Origin of the sequence: Methylobacterium oxalidis (assembly GCF_007992195.1) — a bacterium.
In the GTDB taxonomy this organism is placed as follows: domain Bacteria; phylum Pseudomonadota; class Alphaproteobacteria; order Rhizobiales; family Beijerinckiaceae; genus Methylobacterium; species Methylobacterium oxalidis.
In genome coordinates, this window is the sequence record NZ_BJZU01000083.1 from 1 (window position 1) to 20,736 (window position 20,736).

20 protein-coding genes are annotated in these 20,736 nt (G+C 73.0%); 11 read left to right on the plus strand and 9 right to left on the minus strand.

Annotation, left to right across the window (positions count from 1 at the left end; genetic code table 11):
- Nucleotides 1-166: 166 nt before the first annotated feature.
- The gene (parE, locus tag MOX02_RS19505; protein ID WP_147027462.1) at nt 167-2,242 is read right to left on the minus strand and encodes a DNA topoisomerase IV subunit B; all 2,076 of its coding nucleotides are present in this window, start codon (nt 2,240-2,242) and stop codon (nt 167-169) included.
- Nucleotides 2,243-2,600: 358 nt separating this feature from the next.
- Between parE and MOX02_RS19510 the strand changes: the two genes are divergently transcribed.
- Nucleotides 2,601-2,798: a hypothetical protein gene (locus MOX02_RS19510; protein WP_147027463.1), complete on the plus strand. Its 198-nt coding sequence runs from the start codon at nt 2,601-2,603 to the stop codon at nt 2,796-2,798.
- Between the two features lie 28 nt (nt 2,799-2,826).
- On the opposite strand, the gene topA is transcribed toward MOX02_RS19510, so the two are convergent.
- Entirely contained in the window at nt 2,827-5,541 is a 2,715-nt protein-coding gene (gene topA / locus MOX02_RS19515; RefSeq protein WP_147027464.1) for a type I DNA topoisomerase, read from the minus strand.
- A 208-nt stretch (nt 5,542-5,749) separates the two neighbouring features.
- Here topA and MOX02_RS19520 point away from each other — a divergent pair, with 208 nt between their 5' ends.
- From MOX02_RS19520 to dprA, 4 genes are all read left to right on the plus strand, one after another.
- A complete protein-coding gene (locus tag MOX02_RS19520; protein WP_147027465.1) occupies nt 5,750-6,697 on the plus strand; it encodes an aspartate carbamoyltransferase catalytic subunit in 948 nt (315 codons plus the stop codon).
- 5 nt (nt 6,698-6,702) lie between these two features.
- Nucleotides 6,703-8,013 carry a dihydroorotase gene (locus MOX02_RS19525; RefSeq protein ID WP_147027466.1) on the plus strand — a complete coding sequence of 437 codons (1,311 nt, stop codon included), beginning with the start codon at nt 6,703-6,705 and terminating at the stop codon, nt 8,011-8,013.
- Nucleotides 8,013-8,618 (plus strand): glycerol-3-phosphate 1-O-acyltransferase PlsY, encoded by a 606-nt coding sequence (gene plsY, locus MOX02_RS19530; RefSeq protein WP_147027467.1) that lies wholly within the window; start codon nt 8,013-8,015, stop codon nt 8,616-8,618. Before MOX02_RS19525 ends, plsY begins: the two co-directional genes overlap by 1 nt.
- Nucleotides 8,619-8,705: 87 nt before the next feature.
- Nucleotides 8,706-9,893 (plus strand): DNA-processing protein DprA, encoded by a 1,188-nt coding sequence (dprA, locus tag MOX02_RS19535; protein WP_147027468.1) that lies wholly within the window; start codon nt 8,706-8,708, stop codon nt 9,891-9,893.
- A gap of 9 nt (nt 9,894-9,902) precedes the next feature.
- On the opposite strand, the gene ruvX is transcribed toward dprA, so the two are convergent.
- Both ruvX and MOX02_RS19545 read right to left on the minus strand, forming a co-directional pair.
- Nucleotides 9,903-10,388 carry a Holliday junction resolvase RuvX gene (ruvX, locus tag MOX02_RS19540; protein ID WP_147027469.1) on the minus strand — a complete coding sequence of 162 codons (486 nt, stop codon included), beginning with the start codon at nt 10,386-10,388 and terminating at the stop codon, nt 9,903-9,905.
- A 32-nt stretch (nt 10,389-10,420) separates the two neighbouring features.
- Nucleotides 10,421-10,996 (minus strand): SMI1/KNR4 family protein, encoded by a 576-nt coding sequence (locus MOX02_RS19545; RefSeq protein ID WP_147027470.1) that lies wholly within the window; start codon nt 10,994-10,996, stop codon nt 10,421-10,423.
- Nucleotides 10,997-11,111: 115 nt separating this feature from the next.
- On the opposite strand from MOX02_RS19545, the gene MOX02_RS19550 reads away from it, so the two are divergent.
- The 5 genes from MOX02_RS19550 to gatB all read left to right on the plus strand — a co-directional run bounded on the left by MOX02_RS19550 (nt 11,112) and on the right by gatB (nt 15,232).
- Nucleotides 11,112-11,396: a hypothetical protein gene (locus MOX02_RS19550; protein WP_147027471.1), complete on the plus strand. Its 285-nt coding sequence runs from the start codon at nt 11,112-11,114 to the stop codon at nt 11,394-11,396.
- A 133-nt stretch (nt 11,397-11,529) separates the two neighbouring features.
- Nucleotides 11,530-11,817: an Asp-tRNA(Asn)/Glu-tRNA(Gln) amidotransferase subunit GatC gene (gene gatC / locus MOX02_RS19555; protein ID WP_147027472.1), complete on the plus strand. Its 288-nt coding sequence runs from the start codon at nt 11,530-11,532 to the stop codon at nt 11,815-11,817.
- A gap of 96 nt (nt 11,818-11,913) precedes the next feature.
- Nucleotides 11,914-13,395: an Asp-tRNA(Asn)/Glu-tRNA(Gln) amidotransferase subunit GatA gene (gene gatA, locus MOX02_RS19560; RefSeq protein ID WP_147027473.1), complete on the plus strand. Its 1,482-nt coding sequence runs from the start codon at nt 11,914-11,916 to the stop codon at nt 13,393-13,395.
- Nucleotides 13,392-13,691 (plus strand): hypothetical protein, encoded by a 300-nt coding sequence (locus tag MOX02_RS19565; RefSeq protein WP_147027480.1) that lies wholly within the window; start codon nt 13,392-13,394, stop codon nt 13,689-13,691. The genes gatA and MOX02_RS19565 overlap by 4 nt, the downstream gene beginning before the upstream one ends.
- Before the next feature lie 68 nt (nt 13,692-13,759).
- Complete coding sequence (gatB, locus tag MOX02_RS19570) at nt 13,760-15,232, plus strand: Asp-tRNA(Asn)/Glu-tRNA(Gln) amidotransferase subunit GatB (RefSeq protein ID WP_147027474.1); 1,473 nt, start codon at nt 13,760-13,762, stop codon at nt 15,230-15,232.
- A 523-nt stretch (nt 15,233-15,755) separates the two neighbouring features.
- Here gatB and MOX02_RS19575 read toward each other — a convergent pair.
- The 5 genes from MOX02_RS19575 to MOX02_RS19595 all read right to left on the minus strand — a co-directional run bounded on the left by MOX02_RS19575 (nt 15,756) and on the right by MOX02_RS19595 (nt 19,808).
- Complete coding sequence (locus MOX02_RS19575; protein ID WP_373866768.1) at nt 15,756-16,796, minus strand: efflux RND transporter periplasmic adaptor subunit; 1,041 nt, start codon at nt 16,794-16,796, stop codon at nt 15,756-15,758.
- Entirely contained in the window at nt 16,793-16,987 is a 195-nt protein-coding gene (locus MOX02_RS19580; protein WP_147027476.1) for a DUF1656 domain-containing protein, read from the minus strand. The genes MOX02_RS19575 and MOX02_RS19580 overlap by 4 nt, the downstream gene beginning before the upstream one ends.
- A 5-nt stretch (nt 16,988-16,992) precedes the next feature.
- Nucleotides 16,993-19,017 (minus strand): FUSC family protein, encoded by a 2,025-nt coding sequence (locus tag MOX02_RS19585; RefSeq protein WP_280525341.1) that lies wholly within the window; start codon nt 19,015-19,017, stop codon nt 16,993-16,995.
- 10 nt (nt 19,018-19,027) lie between these two features.
- Nucleotides 19,028-19,444: a DUF4345 domain-containing protein gene (locus tag MOX02_RS19590; RefSeq protein WP_147027477.1), complete on the minus strand. Its 417-nt coding sequence runs from the start codon at nt 19,442-19,444 to the stop codon at nt 19,028-19,030.
- An 82-nt stretch (nt 19,445-19,526) separates the two neighbouring features.
- Nucleotides 19,527-19,808 carry a hypothetical protein gene (locus MOX02_RS19595; protein ID WP_147027478.1) on the minus strand — a complete coding sequence of 94 codons (282 nt, stop codon included), beginning with the start codon at nt 19,806-19,808 and terminating at the stop codon, nt 19,527-19,529.
- 266 nt (nt 19,809-20,074) lie between these two features.
- On the opposite strand from MOX02_RS19595, the gene MOX02_RS19600 reads away from it, so the two are divergent.
- Complete coding sequence (locus MOX02_RS19600; protein ID WP_147027479.1) at nt 20,075-20,710, plus strand: glutathione S-transferase N-terminal domain-containing protein; 636 nt, start codon at nt 20,075-20,077, stop codon at nt 20,708-20,710.
- Nucleotides 20,711-20,736 lie beyond the last annotated feature (26 nt).

A 20,736-nucleotide genomic window follows, 5' to 3' on the forward strand; every position in this document is an offset into this window, starting at 1 on the left:
CCCGGACGGGCGGCGCCGGCCACGGCGCCGCCCGGACGCGGATACGGAAAAGCCCGGCCTCTCGGCCGGGCTTTTCTCGTTGGCGGTCTGATTCTCCGGTCGGCCGAGGTCCCGCGCGGCCGGCAAGTCCCGGGCCCGCGCCGCCGCGGGCCTGGAACCGACGGGTTCAGATGTCGAGTTCGGTCCCGTCCGCGAAGGCGGCCCGCTCGGAGATGAAGGCGAAGCGGGCCTCGGGCTTGTTGCCCATCAGGCGGTCGACCGTGTCGCCCGTCGATTCCCGCGCCTCGTCGAGGACCGCGACGCGCAGCAGCGTGCGCTTCTTCGGGTCCATGGTCGTCTCCTTGAGCTGCGCCGGCATCATCTCGCCCAGGCCCTTGAAGCGGCCGATCTCGACCTTGCCGTTCTTGAACTGGGTCTTGATCAGCTGGTCCTTGTGGGCGTCGTCCCGCGCGTAGGCGGTCTTGGTGCCCTGCTGCAGGCGGTAGAGGGGCGGGATCGCGAGGTAGAGGTGGCCCTTGTCGATGAGCCTCGGCATCTGCCGGTAGAAGAAGGTGATCAGCAGCGAGGCGATGTGGGCGCCGTCCACGTCGGCGTCCGTCATGATGATCACCTTCTCGTAGCGCAGGTCCTCCTCGCGGTACTGGTGGCCGGTGCCGCAGCCGAGCGCCTGGGTCAGGTCGCTGATGAGCTGGTTGGCGCCGAGCTTGTCCCGGCTCGCCGAGGCGACGTTCAGGATCTTGCCGCGCAACGGGAGGATCGCCTGGGTCGCCCGGTCCCGGGCCTGCTTGGCGGAGCCGCCGGCCGAGTCGCCCTCGACGATGAAGATCTCCGAGCCCGCCGTGCCCGCGGCCGAGCAGTCGGCGAGCTTGCCGGGCAGGCGGAGCTTGCGCGTCGCGGTCTTGCGGGCGACCTCCTTCTCCTGGCGGCGGCGCAGGCGCTCCTCGGCCCGGTCGATCACCCAGTCGAGGAGCTTGTTGGCCTGGGCCGGCGAGTCGGCAAGCCAGTGGTCGAAGGCGTCGCGCACCGCCGTCTCGACGATGCGGGACGCCTCCACGGTGGCGAGCTTGTCCTTGGTCTGGCCCTGGAACTCGGGCTCGCGGATGAAGACCGAGAGCATGGAGGCGCAGGTCGCCATCACGTCGTCGGTGGTCACCGCGGCCATGCGCTTGGCCTGGTTCACCCGCTCGGCGTGCTCGCGCAGGGCCCGCAGCAGGGCGACGCGCAGGCCCGCCTCGTGGGTCCCGCCCTCCGGCGTCGGGATCGTGTTGCAGTAGGAGGAGGAGACGCCGTCGTCCTGGACCATCCAGGCCACCGCCCATTCGAGCGAGCCGTGGCTGCCGGGCTTCGTCACCTTGCCGGAGAAGATCGCGTCGGTGACGAGCTCCTTCCCCTCGATGTCGCGGGAGAGGTAGTCGCGCAGGCCCCCGGGGAAGCGGTGCACGGCCTCGGCCGGCACGCCCTCCAGGCCCTCCAGCAGGGCCGGGGCGCAGCGCCAGCGGATCTCGACGCCGCCGAACAGGTAGGCCTTGGAGCGGGCCATCTTGAACAGGCGGCGCGGGTCGAACTTCAGCGAGCCGAAGATCTCCGCGTCCGGGTGGAAGCGCACCCGCGTGCCGCGCCTGTTCTGCACGCGCCCGACCGTCTCCAGCGGCCCCTGCGCGTGGCCGCGCGAGAAGGTCTGGCGGTAGAGGGTCTGGTTGCGGGCGACCTCCACCTCGAGCAGGTCGGACAGCGCGTTGACGACCGAGATGCCGACGCCGTGCAGGCCGCCGGAGGTCTCGTAGACCTTCGAGTCGAACTTCCCGCCCGCGTGCAGCGTCGTCATGATGACTTCCAGCGCCGACTTGCCCGGGAATTTCGGGTGCGGATCGACCGGGATGCCGCGGCCGTTGTCGGTCACGACGAGGGCGCCCGTCTCCTCCAGTTCCACCTCGATGAAGCTCGCGTGGCCGGCCACCGCCTCGTCCATCGAGTTGTCGATCACCTCGGCGAAGAGGTGGTGGAGCGCCCGCTCGTCGGTGCCGCCGATATACATGCCGGGCCGGCGCCGCACCGGCTCCAGCCCCTCCAGCACCTCGATGGCGGAGGCGTCGTAGCCGGCCTCGGCCGGCTCGGGCGCCGGGGCGGGCGGCGTCAGGGTGATGCGGCGCCGGGACTCGGCCTCGCGCGCGCCGGGCCCGGCGGCGGGCTTGGCGGCGGGCTTGGCGCCCGGCCCGAACAGATCGCGTGCCGGATCGCTCACGCGCGGCCCCCGTGCAGCCGGATTACGTCTCGCAGCATGTGCCTTCATCCGCTCGTTCTACCGGAACAAACCGGAAACATCAAAGCGCCCGTGAGTCCCGCCGGTGCGGTCGAGCATCGCACGGGGAGCATACCCCGGCCAGATGCGGCGCTGCTGCGGCAGCGCCGCCCCGGGCGCGCGTTCCGCCCGACCGTCATCAAACTGATGCGGGAGGGATGGTTAAGATCGCCTCACGCACGTGCCGGGGACCCGGTTCAGGGAACCGTCAGGTGCGCTCGCGCATTGTCACGGCAAGCTTTGCCGTAGCGCGGCCCGCCCCGGGCCGGAAGACGGGGCGAGCCGAGGGAGCAGGTCGCCGATGAGCAACGCCGCCGTTCACGCCCGCCACATCGCCCTCGCGCGCTGCGAGCGCGCCGCCGGCGAGGCGTTCGGCTTCGCGGACGCCGCCGCCGAGGACGCCATCCGGAGCGTCCGGGCCACTCTCGTCACGCCGACGACCCTCGCGCTCGCCACCTTCGCGACCGCGCTCGCCGCGACGATCACCTACCTCGTCTGAGGCCGCCTCCCGCGAGCCCGCCGGGCGCTCAGGCCCCGGCCGCCTTCTTCTTGGCTGACGGCTTGGCCGCCGCACTCTTCGCCGTCTTCGCGGCCGCCCGCTTCTTCGGGGCCGCCTCATCCCCGTCCGAGGCCGCCTTCCGGGCGGGCGCCTTGCGCGCCGCCGCGCCCTTGCGGCCGCGGGCCGGGGCCTTGCCGCCGCCCGAGGCACGCTTGGCGTTGACGAGCCCCACCGCCTCCTCGAGCGTCAGCGCCTCGGCGCTCACCGCCTTCGGCAGGGTGGCGTTCACCTCGCCGTCGGTGACGTAGGGGCCGTAGCGGCCGGCCTTCACGGTCAGCTCGCGGCCCGAGGCCGGGTCCTTGCCGAGCGCCCGGCCGGGATCGGAGGCGGGGCGGCCGCGCCCGCCGCCCTGCTCCTTGGCGACGATGAGGTCGATCGCCCGGTTGGCGCCGATCTCGAGTACGTCGTCGTCTCGGCCGAGATTCGCGTAGGTCTTGCCGTGCTGCACGTAGGGGCCGAACCGGCCGAGATTGGCCAGGATCGGCTCGCCGGTCTCCGGGTGGCGCGCCACCTCGCGGGGCAGCGCCAGGAGGCGCAGCGCCTTCGCGAGGTCGACCGCCGAGGGCGCGAGGCCCTTGGGCAGCGAGGAACGCTTCGGCTTCTCCGCGCCCTTCTCGGTCGAGGCCTCGCCGAGCTGCACGAAGGGGCCGAAGCGGCCGTCGCGCAGCGTCACGGGCAGGCCGGTCGCCGGGTCGTCGCCGAGCACGCGCACGCCGGGCTGGCCGCCCTCCGCGGAGGCGCCCTCGCCGTCGCCCTCCACCCCCGTGGCCGAGAGCTGGCGGGTGTACTTGCACTCCGGGTAGTTCGAGCAGCCGACGAAGGCGCCGAACTTGCCGAGCTTCAGCGAGAGCGAGCCGGAGCCGCAATTCGGGCAGGCGCGCGGGTTCGCGCCGTCCGCGCGCTCGGGGAAGATGTGGGCGCCGAGCAGCTCGTTGAGCGCCTCCAGCACCTCGGCGACGCGCAGTTCCTTGGTGCCGCCCACCGCCGCCGAGAAGTCGCGCCAGAACTCGCGCAGCACCTCGCGCCAGTCGATCTCGGCGTTCGAGACCCGGTCGAGCTGGCCCTCGAGGTCGGCCGTGAAGTCGTACTCCACGTAGCGCTTGAAGAAGCTCTCCAGGAAGCCGGTGACGAGCCGGCCCTTGTCCTCGGGCACGAGGCGCTTCTTCTCGATCTTGACGTACTCGCGGTCGCGCAGCGTCTGCAGGATCGCCGCGTAGGTGGAGGGCCGGCCGATCCCGAGCTCCTCCATGCGCTTGACGAGGCTCGCCTCCGAGTAGCGCGGCGGCGGCTCGGTGAAGTGCTGCGTGGACGTGATGCGCTCGCGCCGGAGCGGGTCGCCCGCCTTCATCGGCGGCAGGCGGCGGCTCTCCTCGTCGGCCTCGTCGTCCTTGCCCTCCTGGTAGAGGGCGAGGAAGCCGTCGAACTTCACGACCTGGCCGGTGGCGCGCAGGTCGATCCGGCGCGGGCCGACGCTCGCCGTCACGTCGACGGTGGTGCGCTCGAGCTCGGCCGACTCCATCTGGCTCGCCACCGTGCGGGTCCAGATCAGCTCGTAGAGCCGCGCCTGCTCGGCGTCGAGGTAGCGCGCCACCTGCTTGGGCAGGCGGCTCATCTCGGTCGGGCGGACGGCCTCGTGGGCCTCCTGCGCGTTCTTGGCCTTGGTGCTGTACTTGCGGGGCGCGCCCGGCACGTAGGCGTCGCCGAACTCGCGCCCGATCACCCGGCGGGCGTCCTGGACCGCCTCCGGCGCCATGTCGACGCCGTCGGTGCGCATGTAGGTGATGATGCCCACCGTCTCGCCGCCGATCTCGACGCCCTCGTAGAGGCGCTGGGCGACCCGCATGGTCTGGGCCGGGGCCATGCCGAGCTTGCGCGAGGCCTCCTGCTGCAGGGTCGAGGTGGTGAAGGGCGGCTGCGGGTGTCGCTTGGCGGGCTTGGCCTCGACGCTCGCCACGCTGAAGGTCGCGAGCTCGAGGTCGCGCTTGAAGGCGGCCGCCTCCTCGCCGGTGCCGACGTCGAGGCGCTGGATGCGCTTTCCGTCCGCGCCCACGAGCCGCGCCTCGAACACGCCGCCGGCCTCCGTGGCGAGCGTGGCCACGATCGACCAGTACTCGCGCGGCCGGAAGGTCTCGATCTCGTACTCGCGCTCGCAGACGAGGCGCAGCGCCACCGACTGGACGCGGCCGGCGGAGCGCGCGCCCGGGAGCTTGCGCCAGAGCACCGGCGAGAGGTTGAACCCGACGAGGTAGTCGAGGGCGCGCCGCGCCAGGTAGGCGTCGACCAGCGCCTGGTCGATCTCGCGGGGCTGGCGCATCGCGGTCTGCACCGCGTCCTTGGTGATGGCGTTGAAGGTCACGCGCTCCACCGGCACGCCCTTGAGGGCCTTGCGGGCGGCCAGCGCCTCGATCACGTGCCAGGAGATCGCCTCGCCCTCGCGGTCCGGGTCGGTGGCGAGGATCAGCTTCTCGGCGCCCTTGACCGCCTTGGCGATCTCGGAAACCCGCTTCGCGCCGCGGTCCTCCAGCTCCCAGATCATCCGGAAGTCGTCCTCGGGGTCGACCGAGCCGTCCTTGGCGGGCAGGTCGCGGATGTGGCCGAAGGAGGCGATCACCTCGTAATCGCGGCCGAGATATTTGTTGATCGTCTTGGCTTTGGCCGGCGACTCGACGACGACGACTTTCATGAACGGGTCAGCCTCTTGCCAGAGCCCACCGCAGCGACGGTCTATGCAATTGTCTCGGATGCAGGCCGCCTCCGAGGGAGGGGCCGACGCGCCGGCAGAAGTGGTGGATGCCCGGCGCGATGTCAAATCACGGGGCGTTCGGGGCGTGGAACGGGGCGCCGTCCGGCCTTGCCGCGGCAGCGCCCGCGACCTATAGCCCGGCCTCGACATGAGCGCGCCCGTGACCCCGAGCTTCCCGCACCGCCACCTGCTCGGCATCGAGGGGCTGACCCGCCCCGAGATCGAGGGCCTGCTCGACCGGGCCGACGCCGCCGTCGACGTCTCGCGCCAGGTCGAGAAGAAGCGCAACGTCCTGCGCGGGCGCACCCAGATCAACCTGTTCTTCGAGCCCTCGACGCGCACGCAATCCTCGTTCGAGCTCGCGGGCAAGCGCCTCGGCGCCGACGTGATGAACATGTCGGTGGCCTCCTCCTCGGTAAAGAAGGGCGAGACCCTGATCGACACCGCGGCGACGCTCAACGCCATGCGGCCCGACATCATCGTGGTGCGCCACCACTCCGCCGGCGCCGTGCATCTCCTCGCCCGCAAGGTCGACTGCGCGGTGGTCAACGCGGGCGACGGCGCCCACGAGCACCCGACTCAGGCGCTCCTCGACGCGCTGACGATCCGCCGCAACAAGGGCGGCATCGAGGGGCTGCAGGTGGCGATCTGCGGCGACGTCCTGCACTCCCGCGTCGCCCGCTCGAACATCATCCTGCTGCAGGCGCTCGGCGCCCGCGTGCGGGTGATCGGCCCCTCGACGCTGCTGCCGACCGGCATCGAGCGCTTCGGCGTCGAGGTCTTCACGGACATGCGCGCGGGGCTTTCCGGCTGCGACATCGTGATGATGCTGCGCCTCCAGCGCGAGCGCATGAACGGCTCCTTCGTGCCCTCTGTGAAGGAGTATTTCCGCTATTTCGGCCTCGACCGCGACAAGCTGCGGCTCGCCAGGCCCGACGCCCTCGTGATGCATCCCGGCCCCATGAACCGGGGCGTCGAGATCGCCTCCGACGTGGCGGACGGGGCGCAGTCGCTGATCCGCGAGCAGGTCGAGATGGGCGTCGCCGTGCGCATGGCGGTGCTGGAGGCCCTGGCGACCCACCTGCCGAACGCGTGAGACCGATGTCGCCTCGCCCCCTCCTCCTCTCAAACGCCCGCCTGATCGACCCCGCCGCCGGCCGCGAGGGGCCGGGCGCCGTCCTCGTGCGCGACGGGCGCATCGCCGATGTCGCCTGGGGCCCGGCCCCCGCCGCGCCGGAGGGCGCCGAGACGATCGATTGCGGCGGCCGCGTCCTCGCGCCGGGCCTCGTCGACATGCGCGCCTTCGTGGGCGAGCCGGGCGCCGAGCACCGGGAGACCCTGGCGAGCGCGAGCGCGGCCGCCGCCGCGGGCGGCGTCACGACCCTCGTCTGCATGCCGGACACCAACCCGGTCATCGACGGGCCGGCCATCGTGGACTTCGTCCTGCGCCGGGCCCGCGACACCGCGAGCGTCAACGTGCTGCCGGCCGCGGCCATCACCAAGGGGCTCGCCGGCGCCGAGATGACCGAGTTCGGCCTCCTGCGCGAGGCGGGCGCCGTCGCCTTCACGGACGGGCTGCGGGCGGTGACGAACGCGCAGGTGATGCGCCGGGCGCTCACCTACGCCCGCGATTTCGGCGTGCTCCTGATGCAGCACGCGGAGGAGCCGGACCTCGTCGGCGACGGCGTGATGAACGAGGGCGAGATGGCCTCCCGCCTCGGGCTCCTCGGCATCCCGCGCGAGGCCGAGACGGTGATGCTGGAGCGCGACATCCGCCTCGTGCGGCTCACCGGAGGGCGCTATCACGCCGCCATGATCTCCTGCGCCGATTCGGTCGAGGTCGTCCGCCGGGCCAAGGCGGACGGGCTGCCCGTCACCTGCGGCGTCTCCGTCAACAACCTCGTCCTCAACGAGGGCGACATCGGGCATTACCGCACCTTCTGCCGGCTCTCGCCGCCGCTCCGGCACGAGGCCGACCGGCAGGCCGTGGTGCGGGCGCTGGCCGAGGGCCTGATCGACGTGGTGGTCTCCGACCACAACCCGCAGGACGTGGAGACGAAGCGCCTGCCCTTCGCCGAGGCCGCCGACGGGGCGCTCGGCATCGAGACCCTGCTCGGCGCCGCCCTCCGCCTCGTCCATACCGGCGACATCGGCCTGCCCGCGCTCCTGCGCGCGCTCTCCGCGCGGCCGGCCGAGATCCTCGGGCGCGAATCGGGGCGCCTCGGTGCGGGCGCGCCGGCCGACCTCGTGCTGATCGACCCGGACGTGCCCTACGTGCTCGACAAGCGGCACCTGAAGTCGCGCTCGAAGAACTCGCCCTTCGACGAGGCGCGCCTGCAGGGCGGCGCCGTGCTGACGCTCGTCGGCGGGCAGGTGGTCCACCGGGGCCACGACCTCGCGGAGCCCGCCTGATGGACGCGGGCGCCGTGCCCTGGCCGATCCTCGCCACCTGCCTCGTCGGCGGCTACCTGCTCGGCTCGATCCCCTTCGGGCTGATCTTCACGCGCATCGCCGGGCTCGGCGACGTGCGGGCGATCGGCTCGGGCAACATCGGGGCGACGAACGTCCTGCGCACCGGCCGCAAGGGTCTGGCCGCCGCCACCCTCCTCGGCGACGCCCTGAAGGGCACGGCCGCGGTGCTGCTGGCCTCCCGGTTCGGCGAGGCGGCGGCGCTGATCGCGGGTCTCGGCGCCTTCCTCGGCCACCTCTTCCCGGCCTGGCTCGGCTTCCGGGGCGGCAAGGGCGTCGCCACCTTCATCGGCGTCCTGCTGGCGCTGAGCCCCCCCGCCGTCGCCGCCTTCGCGGCGCTCTGGATCGGCCTCGCCTTCGGGTTCCGCTACTCCTCGCTCTCGGCCCTCGTGGCCTCGGCCGCGACGCCCGTCGTGCTCTGGGCTCTGGGCCAGCCGCAGGCGGCGCTCCTCTTCCTCGTGCTCGCGGCGCTGCTATGGTGGAAGCACGCGCCCAACATCCGCCGGCTGCGGGACGGCACGGAGGGGCGCATCGGGCAGAAGGGCTGAGCCCACCGCCCGACCGGGATCCGGGAACGGATCGGCCGGGTCCCGCGCCGGCGGCCTCTCGGGGGAGGGGCAGGGGGAGGCGGGGCCATGCAGCTCACCGACGCGCAGCGGGTCGACTGGCTGCGCCTGATCCGCACCGAGGGCGTCGGCCCGCGCACCTTCCGGGGCCTGATCAACCGCTACGGCGGGGCGGCCGCGGCCCTCGACGCGCTGCCGGAGCTGACCGCCGCGCGCGGCCGGCGGGTGCTGCCGCCGACGCGGGGGCAGGCCGAGGCCGAGATCGCGGCGGCCGTCCGCATCGGCGCCCGGCTCGTGGCGCTCGGCGAGGCCGAGTACCCGAAGCCCCTGCAGGCCACCGACACCGCGCCACCCCTCCTGGCGATCCGCGGCGAGGCGTCCGTTCTGCGCCGGCCCGCCGTCGCGATCGTCGGCTCGCGCAACGCCTCGGCGGCGGGCCTCGCCTTCACCGAGCGCCTGGCGCGGGGGCTCGGCGAGGCCGGCCTCGTCGTGGTCTCGGGGCTCGCCCGCGGCATCGACGCCCGCGCCCACAGGGCGGCGCTCGCCACCGGAACGGTCGCGGTGCTGGCGGGCGGGCAGGACCGGATCTACCCGCCGAGCCACGCCGCCCTCGTCGAGGAGATCCTGGCTGCCGGCGGCGCCCTCGTCGCCGAGATGCCGATGGGCTGGGAGCCGCGGGGCCGCGACTTCCCGAGGCGCAACCGCATCATCTCGGGCCTGTCCCTCGGCAGCGTCGTGGTCGAGGCGGCGCGCCGCTCCGGCTCGCTCATCACGGCCCGCTTCGCCCTGGAGCAGGGGCGGGAGGTTTTCGCCGTGCCGGGCTCGCCCCTCGACCCGCGCGCCGAGGGCACCAACGACCTGATCCGGCAGGGCGCGACCCTGGTCGCCGAGCCCGACCACGTGCTCCTCGTGCTCGCGCCCCTCGTCGCCGAGGAGAGCGGGGAGGCGGGGATCGCGGTCGAGCGGCCGGACTTCGGGGACGAGCCGATCTTCTGGGACGAGATCGACCTCGACGGGATCGCGCTGCCCGTGCCCGCGGAGGGTCTCGCCGAGACGGCGCCCGCCTCGGGCCTCGCGGAGGCCGGGGACGACCGCGCCCGGCTCATCGCGTTCCTGAGCCCGACGCCGATCGGCGCCGACGAGCTCGCCCGCGCCAGCGGCCTCAGCGTCCGCGTCGTGCAGACCGCCCTGCTGGAGCTGGAGCTCGACGGGCGGATCGAGCGCCACGGCAGCGGCTCCGTCTCGCTGATCGCCTGAGGCGGGCGCTCACGCCTCCGGTTCCGGCGCCGTCAGGTCGCCCATCGCGTCGAGGCAGCCCTGCAGGATGTAGGTGGCGGCGAGCTTGTCCACGAGCTCGCCCCGGCGGGCCCGGGAGGCGTCGGCCTCGATCAGCGCGCGCGTCACCACGGCGGTCGACAGCCGCTCGTCCCAGTAGAGGACCGGCAGGTCGAGCAGCGGCTTCAGGTTGCGCACGAAGGCGCGGGTCGACTGAACCCGCGGACCGGCGCTGCCGTCCATGTTGAGGGGCAGGCCCATCACCAGCCCGCCGACCGCGTGCTGCCCGCACAGGGCCTTGAGGCGCAGAGCGTCCTGCGTGAACTTGACCCGCCGGATCGTCTCCAGCGGCGTCGCGATCGTCCGGCCGAGGTCGGACAGGGCGAGTCCGATCGTCTTCGTGCCGAGATCGATCCCGATCAGGCGCGCGCCGCCCCGCGAGGCTTCCGCGAAGGCAAGGATCTCGTCAGCGGTCACGGCTCACCCGGGTTCTCGGTCCCGCCCCGGCCTTACGCCGGGCCGCCGGCCCGCGCCAGCACGCCCGCCTCGATCCCCTCGAACCGGGACGGCAGCGGCTCGGCCTCGGGCCCGAGGATCGCAGCGACGCGGGGGCCCTGGAGGGCGCGGAACAGCGCGTCCAGGCTCTCGGCCCCGAAGCGGACGCTCTCGAGGTCCGCGCCCATGACCCAGATGTCGTACTCGCCGGTGCCCTGCACGTCCCAGAACAGGAAGGCGCCGTCCTCGGTCTCGCCGAAGAAGAAGGCGCGGTCGAGCACGCCCGCGTCGTCGCCCTCCACGTCGAACCGGAACGGCCTGTCGGCGAAGGCGGGGCTCCCGCTCAGCGCCCGGGCCGCGGCGCCGACGCTGTGCGCGATCAGCTCGCCCCGGGTCACGAGGTCAGCCGCCTCGTAGGGCAGCGGCGTCGCGACGCGCACGAGCCCCCCCGCGAGCCCGGCGCCGCAGGTCCGGCAGAAGCTGACGTAGGAATCGGGGAGGGGGAAGCCGAGCTCGGCCGCGGCCCGCGCGATCTCCCCCTCGCCCGAGGGACAGCCCGGCCGCAGATCCTCGAACACGCCCTGCCACATCCCGCCGCCCTCCCGTTCAGACCCGTTAACCATAACGAAACCTTGCTGTAGCGGCGCCCGGACCCGTTCCGCCATAGTCGCGTTTAACGCTTCGTTAACCCCGTCGAGGTCCCCCGTGACAGCGCAGAGCCCGATGCCGCGCAGGAACCCGCTCCTGCGCCTCGTCGCCTCCGGGCGGCGCGGCCGGGTGCCGGCCGCCTCCCTCGTTCCCGTCGGCCGGGCCGAGGCCGAGCCCCGTCCGGAGCCGGGCGCCAGCCGCGGGCTGACGCGCCGGCACAAGCTGATGCTGCTCCTCGCCTTCGAGACCCTCGTCTTCGGCTTCGCCCAGGCCGAGCGCAACCCGATGCGGCGCGGCATCGTGATCGAGATCTCGGTGACGCCCAACCACGTGGTCACCTGAGGGACGTCCCCGCGTTGCGGGCGCGCGAAGGCCGGTGCTATAGCGCGGGCAGATTCCTGACGGGCCGCCTCCGGCCGCCCCGCACAGGGCCGTCTCCCCGGCCATCTCCCCGCGCGAGGTTGAGCACAGCAGCATGTCGGTCGACGCACAGACAGTCCGGCGCATCGCGCATCTCGCCCGCATCGCCGTGAGCGACGATGAGGTGGCGCCGCTCCAGGGCGAGCTCAACGCGATCCTCGCCTTCGTCGAGCAGCTCGGCGCCGTCGACGTGGCGGATGTCGAGCCCATGACCTCGGTCACGCCGATGGCCATGAAGAAGCGGGAGGACGTCATCACGGATGGCGGCCGCGCCCAGGAGGTCGTCGCCAACGCGCCCGAGACCGAGGACCACTACTTCCTCGTGCCCAAGGTGGTCGAGTAGCACCCCGGGGCCGGGGCCGCGAGGCCCGCCCCTTGCGATGCGCCCGCCGCGGGCGGGCAGGCCGGCCGCCGGGCAGGCCGCTGAGGACGGACAATCGTGACGCAGCTGAACGAACTCACCCTCGCCGAGGCGCGCGACGGCCTGAAGGCCAAGGACTTCTCCGCGCGCGAGCTCACCGAGGCCCACATCGCGGCCCTCGAGAAGGCGCGCGTCCTCAACGCCTACCTGCTCGAGACGCCGGACCGGGCGCTCAAGATGGCGGAGGTCTCGGACGCGAAGATCGCGGCGGGCGAGGCGCGCCCGCTCGAGGGGCTTCCGCTGGGCATCAAGGACCTGTTCTGCACCCACGGGGTCGTCACCACCGCGGGCTCGAAGATCCTCGAGGGCTTCGAGCCGCACTACGAATCGGCCGTCACCCACAATCTCTGGCGCGACGGCGCCGTGATGCTCGGCAAGCTCAACCTCGACGAGTTCGCCATGGGCTCCTCGAACGAGACCAGCGCCTACGGCACCGTGGTCTCGCCCTGGCGCCGGGCCGGCTCCGAGGCGCCGCTCGTGCCCGGCGGCTCGTCCGGCGGCTCGGCGGCGGCGGTGGCCGCCCGCCTCTGCCTCGGCGCCACCGCGACCGACACCGGCGGCTCGATCCGCCAGCCCGCGGCCTTCACCGGCACGGTCGGCATCAAGCCGACCTACGGGCGCTGCTCGCGCTGGGGCACGGTGGCCTTCGCCTCATCCCTCGACCAGGCCGGGCCGATCGCCCGCACCGTGCGCGACTGCGCGATCCTGCTCGGCTCCATGGCGGGCCCGGACGCCCGCGACACCACCTGCGCCGACCTGCCGGTGCCCGATTTCGAAGCGGCTTTGGGCCGCGGCGTGAAGGGCCTCACCATCGGCATCCCGAAGGAGTACCGGGTCGAGGGCATGCCGGCCGAGATCCAGCGCCTCTGGGACCAGGGCGCCGCGTGGCTGCGGGAGGCGGGGGCCGAGATCCGCGAGATCTCGCTGCCCCACACCCGCTACGCGCTGCCGGCCTACTACATCGTGGCGCCGGCCGAGGCTTCCTCCAACCTCGCCCGCTACGACGGCGTCCGCTACGGGCTGCGGGTGCCCGGGCGTGACATCGTCGGCATGTACGAGAACACCCGCGCCGCCGGCTTCGGCCGCGAGGTCAAGCGCCGCATCATGATCGGCACCTACGTGCTCTCGGCGGGCTACTACGACGCCTACTACGTGCGCGCCCAGAAGATCCGCACCCTGATCAAGCGCGACTTCGAGGCGGCCTACGCGGCGGGCGTCGACGCGATCCTCACCCCCGCCACCCCGTCCGCCGCCTTCGGCGTCGGCGAGAAGGCGTCGGCCGACCCGGTCGAGATGTACCTCAACGACGTCTTCACGGTCACCGTGAACATGGCGGGCCTGCCCGGCATCGCGGTGCCGGCGGGCCTCGACGCGCAGGGGCTTCCGCTCGGCCTGCAGCTCATCGGCCGGCCCTTCGACGAGGAGACGCTGTTCGCCGCCGCCCAGGCGATCGAGGACGCCGCCGGCCGGATGAGCCTGCCGAAGGCGTGGTGGGCGTGACCGTTCCCTACTATCCCTGGACCGTCTGGATCTGGGCCGCCCTCGACCCCATCCTCGTCGGCCTCGCGCTCTGGCTCGGCTGGACGGCGAGCCAGTTCGGCAAGGTCTTCATCGCGGCGATCATCGCGCTCGCCGTCTCGGTGCTGGCCTCCTGGGCGATCGCCGCCCTCGGCATCCCCTGGCCGGCGCCGGTCAGCCACGACGGGCCGACCTTCTTCCCCGTGCGGACGGTCGGCGCGCTCCTCTGGGCGATGGCGGGCTTCCTCGCCCGCCGGGCGATCCGGCCGCACGCTTGACCCGGCCGCGGGACGCCCCGTAACTGGCCCCGCCGGCCGACGCCCGCTCCCACCCGATCCGGACCACCATGAACGCACCTGTCTCCCCCAAGAAGCTGATCAAGGGCGGCCTGCACGACTGGGAGGTCGTGATCGGCATGGAGATCCACGCCCAGGTCACGAGCCGCTCGAAGCTCTTCTCCGGCGCCCCCACGGCCTTCGGGGGCGAGCCGAACGACCACGTCTCGCTCGTCGACGCGGCGATGCCCGGGATGCTGCCCGTGATCAACGCGGAGTGCGTGGCCCAGGCCGTCCGCACCGGCCTCGGCCTCAAGGCGAAGATCAACCTGCGCTCGGTGTTCGACCGCAAGAACTACTTCTACCCGGATCTGCCGCAGGGCTACCAGATCTCGCAGTACAAGGACCCGATCGTCGGCGAGGGCGAGGTGCTGGTCGACCTGCCCGACGGCGAGTCGATCACGGTCGGCATCGAGCGCCTGCACCTGGAGCAGGACGCCGGCAAGTCGCTGCACGACCAGAGCCCGAACCTGAGCTTCGTCGACCTCAATCGCTCGGGCGTGGCGCTGATGGAGATCGTCTCGCGGCCGGATCTGCGCTCCTCGGAGGAGGCGCGGGCCTACGTGACGAAGCTGCGCACCATCCTGCGCTACCTCGGCACCTGCGACGGCGACATGGAGAAGGGGAACCTGCGCGCCGACGTGAACGTCTCGGTGCGCCGCCCCGGCGAGCCGCTCGGCACCCGCTGCGAGATCAAGAACGTCAACTCGATCCGCTTCATCGGGCAGGCGATCGAGACCGAGGCCCGCCGCCAGATCGCGATCCTGGAGGATGGCGGCCGCATCGAGCAGGAGACCCGCCTGTTCGACCCCGGCAAGGGCGAGACCCGCTCGATGCGCTCCAAGGAGGAGGCGCACGACTACCGCTACTTCCCGGACCCCGACCTGCTGCCGCTCGAGTTCGACCAGGCCTACGTCGACGGCCTCGCCGAGGGCCTGCCGGAGCTGCCCGACGCCAAGAAGGCGCGCTTCGTCTCCGCCTACGGCCTCTCGGCCTACGACGCGGGCGTGCTCGTCGCCGAGCGCGCCTCGGCCGACTATTTCGAGGCGGTCGCGAAGGGCCGCGACGGCAAGGCCGCCGCCAACTGGGTGATCAACGAGCTGTTCGGCCGCCTCAACAAGGAGGGGCTGAGCATCGAGGAGACGCCGGTCTCGGCCGACCGGCTCGGCGCCATCGTCGACCTGATCGGCGAGGGCGTGATCTCCGGCAAGATCGCCAAGGACCTGTTCGAGATCGTCTGGTCCGAGGGCGGCGACCCGCGCCAGATCGTCGAGGCGCGCGGCATGCGCCAGGTCACCGACACCGGCGCCATCGAGGCGGCGGTGGATGCCATCATCGCCCAGAACCCCGACAAGGTGGCCCAGGCGCGCGAGAAGCCAACCCTGCTCGGCTGGTTCGTCGGCCAGACCATGAAGGCCACGGGCGGCAAGGCCAACCCGGCCGCGGTGAACGCGCTCCTGAAGGCCAAGCTCGGGATCGAGTAGGCGCGCGGATACGCCCGTCCGCCGGTCGGCGCGGGCCGCTCGTCCTGCCGTGGTCGTGCTCGATACCGCGGGGAACCGCGGCGGGGACGGCTTCAGGTGGGGCTGGTGCGTCTTCGAAGTCGCGCCGTTCCGGCCGCTTCTGCGCCCCTAGAGCCGTCTCCGTCCGGTTGTTCGCGTGGGCTCGCCGCTAAGCTCCGGGCCGAACCGGTCCCGGGACCGTCCTCACGGCTTCCTGCTGAGGTGGCGTCATGCCCATCTCCTTCAGCCAGATGTCTCGGCCCGGCCCCGGGTCAGTCGCATCGTGCCCGTTCACGTCGCGAACGGGCCGCTTCCGGGGCGGCCAGTGCTTCCTGTCGCGAAGCACACATGCAGCCTGCGAGCCTAATTCCGTCGCGTCAAGCCGGAAAATGCAGCGACGCTTCAAGTTCTGCGGCGCATCTCTGCTCTTCGCGCCGCACCGCGAACTTGCAAGAACTTGTGCCGATTTCGCGCTGCATTGCGATGCCCGGCGCCGGCCCCGCGGTCAGCGCGCCGCCGCGCCCCCGCCGCGCAGGCGGTTCCAGGCAACGAGAAGCCAGTCGCGCCCGCGGGCGCCGGCCTCGCCGAGGGAGACGGTGCAGGTCATGCCGGCCACCAGCGTGACGCCCTCCGGCACGTGGTCGATGCGGATCCGCACCGGCACCCGCTGCGCGAGGCGGACCCAGGTGTAGACGGGGTTGACGGACGGCAGTCCCTGCGTGCTCGGGGCGGCGTTGGCGGTGCTGATGCCCAGCGTGATGCTCTCGACGGTGCCGCGCACGATGTCCCCGAAGCCCATCAGCACGGCCTCCGCCCGGTCGCCGACCCGGACATGGGCCATCTTCGTCTCCTCGAAGTAGCCGTCGATCCAGAAGGAATCGGTGTCGATCACCGCGACGTTGACGGTGCCCTTGGTGGCGTAGTCGCCGGTGCGCAGGAGCAGGTTGGTGACGCGCCCGTTGACGGGCGAGCGCACCTGCGTCCGCTCCAGGTTGATCCGGGCCTGCGCGAGCTGCGCCTTGGCGCTGTCGAGGGCGGCCTCGGCGATCTTGGCCGTGCCCTCGAACTGCTGCTTCTCCTCGATCGAGGTCGAGAGCGTGGTGAGCTGCTCGCGCCGCTGGGCCTGGGTGCGCTTCACCTGCAGGTCCGCCTCCCGGTTCTTCATCTCGGCCTCGGCCGAGGCGATCGCCACCTCGAAGTCGAACGGGTCGATCCGGTAGAGGAGGTCGCCCTTGCGCACGGTCTGGTTGTCCGTGACCCGCAGCTCGACGATCTGCCCCGAAACCTGGGGCGCCACGCTCGCCACCTGCACGCGCACCTGCCCGTCGCGGGTCCAGGGCGCGGTCACGTAGTAGGACCAGACGAAGGCGGCCGCCGCCGCCGCGCAGGCCAGGACGAGGCCGGTGGCGGCCAGCCGCAGGATCCGGCCGAGCCGCAGCCGGCGGCGGGCCGGCAGCATCGGCTCCTCGGAGGCCGGCAGGGTGTCTGCCCGGCTCTCGGGCTCGGGCGAGGCGGGCCGCGCGGGCGGGTCGGGATCGGGCATCAGAACAGGACTACCAGCAGGGCGACGAGGCAGATGTAGAGCCCGGCCTCGACGAGGGGCGGGTTGGCGACGTACCGGCTGAAGCGGATCCGCGCGAAGATCGCCCGCAGGCCGACGAGGATGAGGAGGGCACCCGCCGCGTAGGCCACGAAGGGCGAGATCAGGATGCCGCCGAGGTCGAGGTCGTGGCGCATGGCGGTCACAGGCCCGGCAGGCCGAGGCGGCGCAGGAAGCGCCGGTGGCGCTCCATCACGCGCGCGGCGGCGGCGAGGTCGCTCGCGGCCCGGGCGGCGCCGAGGACCGTGTCGCCGTCGCCGCCGCGGGCCGCGCGCAGGAGGTCGCGGGCGGCCGCCGGGATCGCGTCGGCGGGGCCCTCGGCCAGCACCGTGCGGGCGCGCGTCGCGGCCGCGCGCAGGCGCGGGTCCGGCCAGAGCGCGCGCAGCTGCGCGTGGGCGCGGGCGGCCGAGGCTTCGAGATGCGCGATCGCGAAGGCGAGCTCCAGCCGGCGCCGCCGCACGGGCTCCGCGCCGGTGTTGGCCTGCGCGTACTGGTAGAGGCGATCGCTGTTGAAGCTCGTCCGGGTGGTGGCATCGCCCCCCTCGCCGACCAGGGCGTCGCGCAGGTCCCGCCGGGCCGACTCGAAGGCGTAGAGCCGCGCCCGCTCGGGCGAGACCGGCAGGACGAGGCGCACCGTGAGCCAGAGGATGCCGGAGGAGATGAGCACGAGCAGGGCGTTCTGGAGGAAGACCTGCAGATCGTAGACCTGCGGGTTGGCGGGCGCGACCAGCACGGGGAAGAACACGAGCAGGATGAAGCCGACGCCGAAGGTCGCCGGCCGCAGGGCGAGGAAGCAGGCGGCGAAGATCACCGGCGCCATCGCGATGGCGAGGAGCGGGAAGCCCTGGCCGCCCGCCAGGACGAGGAACAGGGTGATCCCGGCGGCCGTGGACGCCAGCGCCATGCCGAGGAAGACGCCGTTGGCGAACTTCCGCGGGTCCGGATTGAGGGAGGAGAGGGCGCCGGTCGCCGCCACCTGCACGAGGGCGAAGGAGGTCGCCGGCCAGCCCGCGAACACGAAGAGCAGGCAGGTGAGCCCGAAGGCAAGCGCGATGCGGGCGGCGGCGCGGAGCGCCAGCGCGACGTCGTGGTGCGTCGGCAGGCTCACCCGGCGCAGCGGCCGGTATCCCTCGCTCAGCGAGCCGAACCCGTCCCGCGCGAAATCGAGGGCGCGGGCGAGGTCGAGGGCGCGCTGGAGCGCCACCACCTCGTCGAGGTCGGGCTCCTCCCGCAGGGCGGCGGCGCGCAGGAGGGCACACAGGCGCCCGCGCGCCGCGGCGATCGCCGCGGCGTCGGGGCGCCCGCTCCCGCCCGTCAGCCCCGCGCAGATCGCCCGGGCCTCCTCGATCGCGGGTGTCGTGCCGCCCCGCCAGCGGACCGCGATGGCGAAGGTGCGGGCCCGCGCGGCGACGGCGTAGAGCGCGGCGATGGCGCTGCGGGCGCCCGCCGCCCGCTGCGGCCCGTCGTCGAACTCGCCCGCGATGGCGTTCGCGTCGGCCCGCAGCGGGGCGATCACCCCGATCTGCCGCAGGGCCGCCTCGGGCCCCGGGTCGCCCTTCGTCAGGCAGGCATGGGCGAAGGCGGTGGTGCCGGTCAGCGCGTTCGACAGGCCGGCGCGGAGCGAGCGCCAGGTGCTCGGGGAGGCGAGGGCGTCGTTGATGAAGGTGATGCAGACGATGCCGAGCGCGATCGCCGCGACGCGGGAGATCGCCGAATCGAACACGTTCTGCGGCGTGTCGATGTTGGCCACCGCGATGATCGCGACGGTGTAGCCCGACAGCATGGCCCCGTAGGCGCGGGTGTCCTGCAGGAAGTTCGCGACGAAGACGCAGATCGCGAGCCAGAGCGTGAAGCTGACGAGGAGCAGGACCCGGTCCTGCCCGAAGGCCGCCACGAGCAGGATGGCGAGCGCGGCCCCGACCAGGGTGCCGGCGAAGCGGTAGAACGCCTTGGACAGGGCCTGCCCGCGCTTCGGCTGGGCGAGGATCGCCACGGTGACGGCGGCCGAGGAGGCGCTCTCCAGTTGCAGCCAGAAGGCCGCGTAGAGCGCCAGCATCATGGCGAGCCAGATCCGCAGGGCGAAGGCCCAGGCCGAGGGCGCGGGCAGCACGGCCTCGATCCGGTCGAGCCAGCGGTCGATCCGGGCGGGAGGGGCGGCCGCGCTCACCGGGCCGGCCTCAGACGTCCCGTAGCGGCGCGGGCCGCGCCCCGGCGAGCCCCGCCACCCGCGCCTGCCACAGGCAGAGGAGCGGCGTCAGGACGAGCTCCACGCCGAGGGCGGCCAGCATCGTCAGGGAGGGCAGGCCGGTGAGGTAGAGCCCGAGCAGCCGGGCGAGGCCGCCCAGCACCACGACGAGGGTGAGGAAGCGGAACAGCCGCGTCTTGCCCTCAATCCCCGGCACGCAGGACCAGAACAGCAGGCCGATGCCGGTGAGCAGGCCCGACAGGTAGCGGAAATGGCTGTCGGCCGAGACGCTCTCGACCCCGCCCGCGATGCCGTTGACGCCGAACAGGACGCCGTAGAGGCCGGCCGAGACCGGGATCAGGGCCGCCACCGCCACCACGCGCTGCAGGGCACGCCGCTCGCCGTTCATCCGCCGCAGGCTCCTCCGCTTCCGTCCGGGCGGAGAACACGCGGGAGGGGCGGGCGGTTCGCGCCCGGCGCCCGCGCGCCGCTCACGCCTTCTGCTGCTTCAGGCGCTTGACGCACTTGCTGAAGTACTGGGGCCATTTCGGCCCCTGCGCCGTCTTCTCGGTCGCCGAGAGGCCGCGCCACTCCGCGCCGCATGTCTTCTGGCGCTCGCGGGCGGCGCTCTGGCCGGGGGTGGGGTCCTTGGCCTCCTTGGCCGCAGTCTCGGCGGCGGCGGGCTTGGCAGCGGGCGGGTCCTTGGCGAGGGCGGGCTGCTGCGCGAGGAGGAGCGGCGCGGCGAGCGCCGCGATGGCGAGACGTGAGAGCATGGATGGGTTCCCGGCCGGTCGGCACGGGCCCGCGAGCGTGGCCGTGCGCGCCGCCATCACAGCGGCATTGCGCCCGGCGGGCAAGGGGGTTGCGGGGAGCGTCCCTCTCTCTCCACGATCGTACGGCCGTCACTCTCGCGATCGTGAGGAGGCCGCGCGCCGCCCTTGAGACGCCGCCCGAATCCGGGCTAGCTGCGAGCCGGCCCGCGCGGGGACAGCGTCCTCGCGTGACGGGACGCGCGAGACATCCGGCAGGAGCAGGCGACATGGCCGCCGTCACGGGCAGACCGATCGACGTCCACACCTGGAGCACGCCGAACGGCTGGAAGATCCCGATCATGTTGGAGGAGTGCGGGCTGCCCTACCGGGTGGTGCCCGTGAACATCGGCAAGGGCGAGCAGATGGCGCCCGACTTCCTGCGCCTCTCGCCCAACAACAAGATCCCGGCGATCGTCGACCCGGACGGTCCGGGAGGCGAGCCCATCACCGTCTTCGAGTCGGGCGCGATCCTGCAGTATCTCGGCCGCAAGACGGGCCGGTTCTACCCCGCCGACGAGCGGGCGCGGGTGGCCGTCGACGAGTGGCTGTTCTGGCAGGTGGGCGGCTTCGGGCCGATGCTCGGCCAGGCCCACCACTTCCGCATCTACGCGCAGGAGAAGATCCCCTACGCGATCGAGCGCTTCACCGCCGAGGCGAACCGGCTCTACGGCGTGCTCGACCGGCGGCTGGCGGGGCGGGACTACCTCGCCGGCGACTACTCGATCGCCGACATGGCCACGCTCACCTGGGCCAAGTTCCACGAGAAGCAGGGCATCGACGTCGGCGCCCTTCCGAACCTGAAGGCGTGGCTCGGCCGCGTCCTGGCCCGCCCGGCCGTGCAGCGGGGCCTCGCGGCGATCTGACGGGGACAATCACCGCACCTCTCCCG